This window comes from Mycobacterium sp., from assembly GCF_035697385.1.
Lineage (GTDB): Bacteria > Actinomycetota > Actinomycetes > Mycobacteriales > Mycobacteriaceae > Mycobacterium.
The window spans coordinates 1-10,256 of sequence record NZ_DASSCY010000236.1; the positions used below are offsets into that span (position 1 = coordinate 1).

Here is a 10,256-nt window from a genome sequence, read left to right on the forward strand (position 1 = left end):
ATAACCCCGCCAACCAGCGGCACGCTGAGTTCGACTGTCCCGATGGGCATTCCGTCAATATCTTCCGATACGAATGCCAGCCAGTCGGCCGCAAGCCTATTGACAATCGTTTTCATCTGCATCGAATGGGAGCGTACACGCGCCCTCGTGCGGTTGGCGAATGGCCGTGAGCCTGTTGTTGGCGAGACGTTTTGCGAGTGGAGGCCTCGGTAACTACAGGCTCGACGCGGCGACTAACCGCCGGTGACGGCGAGCACCGCCTCGGCGAACTCGGGGCGGCAGACCACCAGATCCGGTAGCAGCGGGTCCGGCTGGTTGTAGATGAGTGGTGACCCGTCGATGCGTGAAGTGTGAAGCCCGGCCGCGCGAGCGACCGCGACGGGCGCCGCGGAATCCCACTCGTACTGACCGCCGGCGTGCACGTAGATATCGGACAGACCCTGCACGACAGACGCGACTTTGGCTCCGGCCGAACCCATTTCGACAAGCGTGCCGTTCAACGCGTCGCGCACGGCCAGCGCGATGGCCGGTGGACGCGTGCGCGACACCACGATGCGCGGCGTATCCGGGGTGGCTGGAGGCGGTGTGACCGCGGGAGTGGAGAGCGTAATGCCTTGCGCAGGAAGGGCGACAGCGCCGGCGATCAGTTCACCCGATTGCCAGAGCGCGACGTGCACCGCCCAGTCTTCGCGACCCAGCTCGGAGAACTCGCGGGTGCCGTCGAGCGGGTCGACGATCCACACCCGGTCCGCAGTCAGCCGGATGGGGTTGTCAGCGCCCTCCTCCGACAGCACGGCATCCGCAGGTCGTTCTGCGGCAAGCGCTTCCATCAGGAAGTCATGAGACCGCTTGTCGCCTGCGGCTTTCCGTTCGGCCTCGCTGGCGTCGGCCAGCTCGGCGCGAACGTCGAGCAGCAGCTTGCCCGCCGCCGTGGCCAGCCGGGCGGTCAGGCCGTGGTCGGTCACTGGCGGCCTTCCAGCAGCTCGATGACCAAATCGGCGAGTTCCTCGGTCGAGCGGTCCGGCGTCAGCCGTATGTCGGGATTCTTCGGCCGCTGGTACGGGCTGTCGATGCCGGTGAAATGGGTGATCTCACCGGCGCGCGCCTTGGCGTACAACCCCTTCGGATCACGTCGTTCGCAGTCGTCCAGCGGCGTATCGCAGAACACCTCGAAGAAGTCGAGTCCGGCGTCGGTGGTCACCCTCCGCGCCAATGCACGATGTTCTTCCAACGGGCTGATCGCGGGCACCAGCACCACCTGGCCGGAGTCAGCGAGAATGGCCGCGACGTGGGCCAGCCTGCGCTGGTTCTCGGCGCGATCGTCCATGGAGAACCCGAGGTCCGCGTTCAGGCCGTGACGCAGGTTGTCACCGTCGAGAACATAAGCGGGAATGCCCTTTTCGATGAGCTTCTGCTCGACGAGCATCGCCACTGACGACTTTCCCGATCCGGACAGCCCGGTGAACCACACCGTCCGGCCCTTCGAAAGCCGGTCCTCCGCCTTGCACAGCGACTCGTGGCGCACCGTATTGGGGCTCGACGTGCGAGCGGTGACGTACGGCAGGATCATGCCGGCCGCGACAGTGCCGTTGGTGTTCGGGTCGATCAGGATGAACGAACCCGTGGCCGCGTTGCGGCTGTATTCGTCGAGCAGCAGCGGCACCTGGGTGCGCAGCGAGATACGGCCCAGTTCATTGAGTTTGAGCGCGGTAGCGGTCTTGTCGCGGTGAAGCGTGTTGACGTCGAGCCGGTAGTCCAGTGCAGTGACCTTCACCCGCGTGGTGCGTGTCGTGTGTTTGACCAGGTATTCGCGGCCCGGCTCCAGTGATGACTCGTCGGCCATCCAGCACACCGTGGCGTCGAATTCCTGTGCCACCCGTGGCTGATTGTTAGGCCGGGCGATCGTGTCGCCGCGCGAAATATCGATGTCGTCGGTCAGGCTGATCGCCACCGCCATCGGCGGAAATGCTTCCTGGACAGGCCCGCTCGGGCCCTCGATCTCGGTGATGCGGCTTGTCAACCCGCTGGGGAGCACGACGACCTCGTCGCCCGGCCGCATGACGCCGCTGGCCACGGTCCCGGCGTAGCTGCGGTGGTCGTGATGGTCGAGCGACTGCGGGCGGATCACGTACTGAACGGGGAACCGGACATCGACGAGGTTGCGGTCGCCCGCGATGTACACCTCTTCGAGGTGCGACAGCAGCGAAGGCCCGTCGTACCAGGGGGTGTTCTCCGATTTGGTTACCACATTGTCGCCCTTGAGCGCTGACAACGGGATGGTCGTCACGTCGTGGAAGTCGAGCCGAGCGGCGAATTCGTGGAAGTCGTCGCGGATCTTCTCGAACTGCTCTTTGTCCCAGCCGATCAGGTCCATCTTGTTGACGGCAAGCACGATGTGCCGGATGCCGAGCAGCGACGCCAGGAACGCGTGCCTGCGTGACTGTTCGAGCAGCCCGTGGCGCGCGTCGACCAGCACGATCGCCAGCTGGGCCGTCGAGGTACCAGTGACCATGTTGCGGGTGTACTGAATGTGACCCGGCGTGTCGGCGATGATGAATTTGCGCTTGGGCGTTGCGAAGTAGCGGTACGCGACATCGATAGTGATGCCCTGTTCACGCTCGGCGCGTAGCCCGTCGGTGACCAGAGCCAGGTCGGTGTAGTCGTGTCCACGTTCCTTGGAGGTGCGCTCGACGGAGGCCAATTGGTCTTCCATGACGGCCTTGGAGTCGAAGAGCAGTCGCCCGATGAGCGTGGACTTGCCGTCATCGACGGATCCGGCGGTGGCCAGACGCAGCAGGGTGGTCATCAGAAATAGCCCTCTCGCTTGCGGTCTTCCATTCCGGCTTCGGAGATCCGGTCGTCTGCGCGGGTTGCGCCGCGTTCGGTCAGTCGCGACACCGCGGTCTCGGCGATCACCTCGGACACCGTGCCGGCCAGCGACTCGACGCAACCGGTGCAGGTGACGTCGCCGACGGTGCGGAACCGCACGGTCTTTTCGACGACCTCTTCGTCCTTGCGCGGCTGCAGGTACTTGTGCACGGCGAGCAGCATCCCGTCGCGCAGAAACACCTGGCGCTGATGCGCGTAGTAGATCGACGGCAGCTTGATCTTCTCGGCGCCGATGTAGGACCAGATGTCGAACTCGGTCCAGTTCGACAGCGGGAACACGCGGATGTGCTCACCCTTGTGGTGGCGGCCGTTGTACAGGTTCCACAGCTCGGGGCGCTGCGCTTTGGGGTCCCACTGGCCGAACTCGTCGCGGAAGGAGAACACCCGCTCCTTGGCCCGCGCCTTCTCCTCGTCGCGGCGCGCACCGCCGAATGCGGCGTCGAACTTGTTCTCGCGGATGGCACGCAGCAGCGTGACGGTCTGCAGGGGGTTGCGCGACGGGATCGTCTCGACCACGCGCCCCGCGTCGATGTCGTCCTGCACCTTGGCGACGATCAGCCGGACGCCTGCCTCTTCTACCAGCTCGTCGCGGGTCTGCAGCACCTCGTCGAAGTTGTGCCCGGTGTCGACGTGCATCACGGGAAACGGCAACTTACCGGGCTTGAACGCCTTGAGCGCGAGATGGAGCATGACGATCGAGTCCTTGCCGCCGGAGAACAGCAGCACGGGCCGCTCGAACTCCGCGGCGACCTCGCGAATGATGTGGATGGCCTCGGCCTCCAGCGACCGCAGATGACTCAGCTCGTAGCGGCCGGCCTGGTTGAGTTCGGTGGCCGCAGTCATGGCATCCTCGTAAAGCTGGTAGAAATGACCAGATTTATCGTCATAACCCGATATGAAACCAGCTCAGGCCTGCCCTGTCAACGGGCTTCCTACCGCGAGCAGACGCAGAATCGCACGCTGGGCGGCATATTGATGCGATTCTGTGTTCCCCAGCTAGCGCGTGGGCCCAGCTCGCGCTTACCCCGGAGGTAATTGATCTGCTCCAGATACTGGAGGCATGTCAACTTCCACGCAGCCTCAAACCGGCGCAGAGGTCATTGCGCAATTCATCCCGCAGTCGCCGTTCGTCGCCAAGCTCGGCATCGTCGCGGACGTCCTCGAGGCCGACGAGGTGCGACTGCGGCTGCCGTGGGATCCGTCGAACGTGACGATCGGCGACATGGTGCACGGCGGCGCGATCGCCGCGCTGGCCGACGTCGCGGTGATGGCGGCCGCCTGGGCGGGCGCCGATGTCCCCGACTCGCTGCGCGGCGTGACAACGTCGATGTCGATGCAGTTTCTGGCGCCGGCCCGCGCGACCGACCTGATAGCGATCGGCCGGGTGATGCGGCGCGGCAAGACACTCGTCAACTGCGATGTCGACATCGTCACGCCCGACGGCGAGGCCGTGGCGAAGGCGATCGCCACCTACAAGGTCGGCTAGACGTAGACGCGTCAAAGCCGCGCTCGGCGACGAAATATGGAGCGTCAGGCGCTGCCCGGTGTACCGACCGGAACCTCCAGACCGACCCAGTTGCACGGCGTCCAGGTCCGCCACGCGATCAGCGCGCACTGCTGCTCGGGAGTGAGCATTGGCGCACACGGCGGGGTCCCGGGCACTCCACACACAGGCTGGGCCGACGCGGCACCCATACCTAGATAGCTGCCAACGCTGATCGAGGCCGCGACGCCTGTGATCATCAGCAATCGTTTCAACATACCGATCCCTGCCCTCTCGTTCACGTCAAGAGTTGCTGCACTTGTCGCTCGAGCCACCGCGATGGCTGTTCCTGCCACGACAAGGATTCGGATCGTTTGATATCCCGATATTCCTCTTGACGGTGAGGTGGCCCGCCCCCGAGACGGGTCCGCCTACATCGCCGAGTCTGCGCCCGAATCGGCAAAGAGGAATCAGGTGTTTCCCTACGTTCTGTTTGCTAGAACTCGCCCCTGCTGCAGAGAGCCGGCTTACTGTGTGCCGGGCAGCCGCCTGGGCGGGCGCCAACGTCCCCGACTCGCTGCGGGGTGTACCACGTCGACGTCGATGCAGTTTCTGGCACCGGCCCGCGCGACCGACCTGATAGCGATCGGCCGCGTCTTGCGGCGGGGCAAGACCCTCGTCAACTGCGATGTCGACGTCATCACGAAGCCCTGGCGAAGGCGATCGCCACCTACAAGGTCGGTTGACCTTCAGCTGGTGAGTGGCCGGCCGGCCGGTTCCAGTGACGGGCCGATCGCGAACTTCGACCCCGGCGTGCGTCCCTTGCCCCATCCGATCCGCTCCCGGTAGCTGCCGAGCAGCCCGCACCCCACGAGCGTCCGCTCGTCGAGCGGCAATTGCGGAGCGGTGAACGGAGAGACGAACAACGCGTCGGCAGGACAGTTCGCCTCGCACTGAAAGCACGTCTGGCAGTCGTCGTGCCGACTGATCACCGGGACGCCGTCAACGCCGCGGTCGAACACGTTCGTGGGGCACACCTCAACGCATTTGTCGCAGCCGATGCACCGCTCGGCGGACACCAGCTCGATCACGACGCGACTCCGGCCAGGACCGGGTGTTCGGGCCGCACCCAGATGTCGTCGAGCCCGCCTGTGGTCAACCGGTATTGCTGGGCGGGATCCTGATCCGGAAAGTCGAGCCGCTTCGCCATCCCCCGCGTCTCGTTACGAGCAAGCGCGGTGTGATACATCCACCGCGCATGGGCGGTCATCGCCGCCGCCTGCCTGCTGCGCACCAACTCCTCGCCCTCGCCTCGGAGGGACTGCCGCACGTCGGTCCAAATACCATCCAGCGCAACGAGAGACGCCGCGAGGATGTCGCCACGACGCAGATAGTTCTTGTCGTACGGAAGAACCTCTCGCTGCACCGCGGCCACCACGGCGCGGTGATCGTCGAACGAGCCGGTGCGCGTGGGCCGGGCGCCCGCGTCGCCGATCGCCGACACTCGACGGCCGGACGCCCCGGAGCCGATCGACTGGGCGTGACGCGCCGCGCCGCGACCGGCCCACGTGCCCGACGAGATCGCCCATGCGGCATTGTGACTGCCCCCACCGGTGAATCCGCCGCAGATCAATTCGCGGGTGGCGGCGTCTCCGGCCGCATACAGGCCGACCACGGTCGTCGAGCAGTCATCGCCGGCGATGCGAATACCGCCCGTGCCGCGCACCGTCCCTTCGGCCAACAGCGTGACGGGGAACTTCTCGGTGAAGGGATTCACTCCCATGCGGTCGAAGGTCAGGAAGAAATTCGGCTGAGCCCGGCGCATCGCCGTCTGCGCCTCGGCATCGGCACGGTCGAGCCGGCAGAACACCTTGCCGCGCAGTAACTCCCGCGCGATCGGCGACCGTTGCTGGCCACTGGCACCCTCGAGCACGCTGCCATCGGCGCGATAGAACGTGGCGAAGTGGTAGAACGCAGTCTTGGTGACCGACGTGCCCTCCGGCGCGATGCCGTAGGCATTGGAGAACTCCATGCCGGACAGCTCCGCACCTGCCTCGACCGCGAACAGTGCACCGTCGCCTGTGTTCACATCGCAGCCGAGCGCCTTCGACTGAAACGCGCAGCCGCCCGTAGCGAGCACGACGGCACCGGCCTTGACCCGGTATTGGATCTGCTCCTGCCGCCGGTATCCCACCGCGCCGGCGACGGCGCCCGCGGCGTCGACAAGCAGTTCCGTAACGGGACTGTGGTCGAGTATCCGAACACCCGCGCGGCGCACGAGTATCCGCATGCGGCGCATGTACTCCGGGCCCTGCAAACCGTTTCGCAACTGTTTCCCATCGGGACCGACGGGAAACGGGAAGCGCGCCGTCACCGCGAGCTCGTTCAGCCGATCGTAGGTCTCGTCGAGCACCCGTACCGCCCAGCGCCGATCGGCGAGGTAGCCGCCGAGCTTCTCGCGGCTCGCGATCGCGGCCTCCCGCTGCACCGGGTCCGGAGCGACGTACCAGACACCCGTGCCTGCCGACGCCGTCGCGCCGCTGGTGCCGCAGTACCCCTTGTCCGCCAACACCACATCGGCACCTTCCCGCGCGGCCGTCAACGCCGCCCAGGTGGCGGCGGGACCGCCACCGACCACGAGCACGTCAGCTGTCAGGTCGAGTGTCTCGGTCAAAACCAACCCCTCACTACGGCAACGAATCTCACTCAGCGTGGCGCACGACGTCATCGCGGGCGAGGGTTTGGCTCGCCGGTACTTTAATGCGGCCCAGTTCGACTCCCAGCGATGTTAAAGGTTCAGCGGACGCCGATTCGCTGCCACGATGGCCGATACCAACGAGACATATCGCAAGGGGCCCAACTCATGGCGCGACAACTGAAATCGCCACGTGCACTTCGAAGGTCGGCGCTCGCCGCCGCCATCACGATTGCGTTGTCCCTGACGGCTTGTGGCTCCTCCGACGGAGCGGCCCAATCGGCCGACGGCAAGACGGTGCTGCGGTATCAGGGCTGGAGCGGCGAGGTTTACCCGCCAGAGCTAGCCGAAGACCTCGGCTACTTCGAGAAGGTCAAGCTGGACTGGGTAGGCGACACCACCAGCGGCCCGCAGGACATCCAGTCGACGGCGACAGGCGACATCGAGTTCGGTTCCGCGTTCAACGGGGCGGTGGTCAAGCTCAATGCCGCCGGTGCGCCGATCACTTCCGTGATCAGTTCGTACGGCGCCGATGAAGGCGAATACACCGGCTACTACGTGCTGGAGAACAGCCCGATCAAATCCGCCCGCGACCTGATCGGCAAGAAAGTCGGCATGAACACGCTGGGTGCTCACCACGAGTTCATCGTGCGGGAGTGGCTTGCCCAGCAAGGGTTGTCACCCGAGGAGATCAAGACCGTCGCTCTGACTGTCGTTCCTCCGGTGAACACCGAACAGGCGCTGCGTGCCGGCCAGATCGACGTCGCGTCACTGCAGAGCATCCATCGAGAGAGCGCGCTCGAACGGGGCGGCATCCGGCCGCTGTTCACCGACAAGTCGCTGTTCGGTGCGTTCAGCTACGGAACCTATGTGATGCGTGACGATTTCATCGCCAAGAATCCGGAAGCGGTAAAGGACTTCGTGCAGGGCACGGCGCGCGCCATTCGGTGGTCGCAGGTGACGCCGCGTGATGAGGTCGTGGCCCGGTTCAGCGACATCATCAACAAGCGCGGCCGCAACGAGGACACCAAGACCATCGAATACTGGCGCAGCCCCGGTATCCCCGTGGCGGGTGGCGTCATCGCCGAGCGCGAGCTGCAGACCTGGATCGACTGGTTGGTACGCGCCGGTGAACTCAAGGACGGCGAGCTGAACGCGAAAGACTTGTACACCAACGAGTTCAACCCCTACGCCAACGGCACCTACCCCGAAGGCAGCGGGCCCGACGGACAACTGCTGGCGAGCAAATGAGCGCCACGCCCAAGCTCCAGCTGGAGAACGTGACCAAGCGTTTCCCCATCCGGGGGCAGAAATCGAGCTTCACCGCGATCGAAGACATCAGCATCGACCTTGCCGCGGGCGAATTCCTGGTCTTGGTCGGTCCAAGCGGCTGCGGTAAGTCGACGCTGCTGGACCTGCTCGGCGGGCTGAGTACACCGTCGTCGGGCCGAATCCTGTTGGACGGCAAACCCATCACCGGCCCCGGCCTTGACCGCGGGATCGTCTTCCAGCAATACGCCTTGCTGCCCTGGCGGACTGCGCGCAAGAACATCGAGTTCGGCCTGGAGGCCAAGGGCCTGCCTGCCGCGGTGCGCCGTGAACGGGCAGAGCAGTACCTGGAGCTGGTCGGTCTGCAGAGCTTCGCCGACCGGTTTCCGAACGAGCTGTCCGGCGGCATGAAACAGCGTGTCGCCATTGCCCGCAGCCTCGCCTTCGATCCCGAGGTGCTGCTGATGGACGAGCCGTTCGCTGCGCTGGACGCGCAGACCAGGGAGTCGCTGCAAGACGAGCTGCTGCGGATCTGGAAGGCGACCGGCAAGACCATCCTGTTCATCACCCACGGTATCGACGAGGCCATCTACCTCGGCCAGCGCGTCGCGGTGCTCACCTCGCGGCCGGGTCGGATCAAAAAGATCGTCGACGTCGAGATCGACCGAAGCGCACAGGACATCCGGTCCGACGCGGGCTTCCGCGCTCAGCGTCACCACATCTGGTCGCTGCTGCACGACGAGGTGGAGCGGGCTCGCTCACAAGAACTCGCCGACGTCGCCACCAGCGAGGAGGTTCACCATGTCTAGCGCCATCATCGCAGCGCCCCCGCTCGTCGATACCGTATCCACGGCCTTCGAGGCGCAGCCGCCACCTCCGGTCATCAGCCGGCGAGTTCGCGCAGTAGCCTGGCGGATCCTCAAGCCGGCGGTCGCGATCATCGCGTTCCTCGCGGTGTGGGAGGTCGCGCCGCGCCTCGGATTGGTCGACAGGGTCTTCCTGCCACCGTTCACCGATGTTGCCGACACCTTCGTCACTCTGATCGGCAACGGTCAACTGTGGGAACATGTTTCGGCCAGCCTCACGCGGGCGCTCAGCGGCTTTGCGATCGCCGTCGTCGCCACGATTCCGCTCGGTATCGCGATTGCCTGGTATCGACCCGTCGCCGAGTTCCTCAACCCGATTCTCGAGCTGTTCCGCAACACCGCGGCGTTGGCGTTGCTTCCGGTGTTCATCCTCATCCTGGGGATCGGCGAGACGTCCAAGGTCGCGCTGGTCATTTACGCGTCGAGCTTCCCGATCCTGCTGAACACCATCACCGGGGTGCGCACCGTCGATCCGCTGCTGATCAAGTCGGCGCAATCGCTTGGCCTTCCCCCGCTGCGGCTGTTCCAGAAGGTGATCCTGCCCGCAGCCGTGCCGTCCATCTTCACCGGGCTGAGGATGGCCGCCGCATCGTCCATCCTGGTGCTGATCGCCGCCGAAATGGTCGGCAGCAAGGCCGGACTCGGCTACATGATCACCGCCGCGCAGTTGAACTTCCAGATTCCCAACATGTACGCGGGGATCGTCGCAATCGCACTCGTCGGCCTCATCTTCAACGCCATCCTCGAATCCATCGAGCGCCGACTGTCGCGCTGGCGCACAACGAACTAGACAGGTGCAGATGTCACGGCAACTTCATCTCAACGCGTTCCTCATGGGAGTCGGCCACCACGAGGCCGCGTGGCGTCATCCGCGCACGGACGCGCGGAACATCCGCGACGTCAAACACTTCCAGAATCTTGCGCGAATCGCCGAACGCGGCAAGCTGGATTCGGTGTTCTTCGCCGACGGGCTCGCGGTGGGGCCACGCATCAAGCACAACACTCAGAGCATCTTCGAGCCGATCACGCTGCTGACGGCGATGGCGACCGCGAC

11 protein-coding genes and 1 pseudogene are annotated in these 10,256 nt (G+C 65.2%); 6 read left to right on the forward strand and 6 right to left on the reverse strand.

The features are described from left to right. Positions 1-233: 233 nt before the first annotated feature. From VFH65_RS19895 to cysD, 3 genes are read right to left on the reverse strand one after another with little or no spacing between them, the layout of a single operon-like run. On the reverse strand, positions 234-965 hold the full coding sequence (locus VFH65_RS19895) for a 3'(2'),5'-bisphosphate nucleotidase CysQ (protein ID WP_353323767.1): 732 nt from the start codon (positions 963-965) through the stop codon (positions 234-236). Then, the gene (cysN, locus tag VFH65_RS19900; RefSeq protein ID WP_353323768.1) at positions 962-2,806 is read right to left on the reverse strand and encodes a sulfate adenylyltransferase subunit CysN; all 1,845 of its coding nucleotides are present in this window, start codon (positions 2,804-2,806) and stop codon (positions 962-964) included. The genes VFH65_RS19895 and cysN overlap by 4 nt, the downstream gene beginning before the upstream one ends. Then, the gene (cysD, locus tag VFH65_RS19905; RefSeq protein ID WP_353323769.1) at positions 2,806-3,732 is read right to left on the reverse strand and encodes a sulfate adenylyltransferase subunit CysD; all 927 of its coding nucleotides are present in this window, start codon (positions 3,730-3,732) and stop codon (positions 2,806-2,808) included. The genes cysN and cysD overlap by 1 nt, the downstream gene beginning before the upstream one ends. A 217-nt stretch (positions 3,733-3,949) precedes the next feature. Here cysD and VFH65_RS19910 point away from each other — a divergent pair, with 217 nt between their 5' ends. After that, on the forward strand, positions 3,950-4,375 hold the full coding sequence (locus tag VFH65_RS19910; RefSeq protein ID WP_353323770.1) for a PaaI family thioesterase: 426 nt from the start codon (positions 3,950-3,952) through the stop codon (positions 4,373-4,375). A gap of 44 nt (positions 4,376-4,419) precedes the next feature. On the opposite strand, the gene VFH65_RS19915 is transcribed toward VFH65_RS19910, so the two are convergent. Then, positions 4,420-4,632, reverse strand: a complete 213-nt coding sequence (locus tag VFH65_RS19915; protein WP_353323777.1) for a hypothetical protein — start codon at positions 4,630-4,632, stop codon at positions 4,420-4,422. Positions 4,633-4,975: 343 nt separating this feature from the next. Here VFH65_RS19915 and VFH65_RS19920 point away from each other — a divergent pair, with 343 nt between their 5' ends. Next, positions 4,976-5,221: a hypothetical protein gene (locus tag VFH65_RS19920; RefSeq protein WP_353323771.1), complete on the forward strand. Its 246-nt coding sequence runs from the start codon at positions 4,976-4,978 to the stop codon at positions 5,219-5,221. Here the strand turns inward: VFH65_RS19920 and VFH65_RS19925 are convergent. Then, positions 5,122-5,463, reverse strand: a complete 342-nt coding sequence (locus VFH65_RS19925; RefSeq protein ID WP_353323772.1) for a ferredoxin family protein — start codon at positions 5,461-5,463, stop codon at positions 5,122-5,124. The genes VFH65_RS19920 and VFH65_RS19925 overlap by 100 nt on opposite strands. Next, a complete protein-coding gene (locus VFH65_RS19930; protein ID WP_353323773.1) occupies positions 5,460-7,046 on the reverse strand; it encodes an FAD-binding protein in 1,587 nt (528 codons plus the stop codon). The genes VFH65_RS19925 and VFH65_RS19930 overlap by 4 nt, the downstream gene beginning before the upstream one ends. Before the next feature lie 189 nt (positions 7,047-7,235). Here VFH65_RS19930 and VFH65_RS19935 point away from each other — a divergent pair, with 189 nt between their 5' ends. From VFH65_RS19935 to VFH65_RS19950, 4 genes and pseudogenes are all read left to right on the forward strand, one after another. Further along, a complete protein-coding gene (locus VFH65_RS19935; protein ID WP_353323774.1) occupies positions 7,236-8,318 on the forward strand; it encodes an ABC transporter substrate-binding protein in 1,083 nt (360 codons plus the stop codon). After that, a complete protein-coding gene (locus tag VFH65_RS19940; RefSeq protein WP_353323775.1) occupies positions 8,315-9,145 on the forward strand; it encodes an ABC transporter ATP-binding protein in 831 nt (276 codons plus the stop codon). The genes VFH65_RS19935 and VFH65_RS19940 overlap by 4 nt, the downstream gene beginning before the upstream one ends. Further along, entirely contained in the window at positions 9,138-9,992 is an 855-nt protein-coding gene (locus VFH65_RS19945) for an ABC transporter permease (protein WP_353323776.1), read from the forward strand. The genes VFH65_RS19940 and VFH65_RS19945 overlap by 8 nt, the downstream gene beginning before the upstream one ends. 10 nt (positions 9,993-10,002) lie before the next feature. Next, a pseudogene (locus VFH65_RS19950) lies at positions 10,003-10,256 on the forward strand (LLM class flavin-dependent oxidoreductase); the annotation flags it as partial.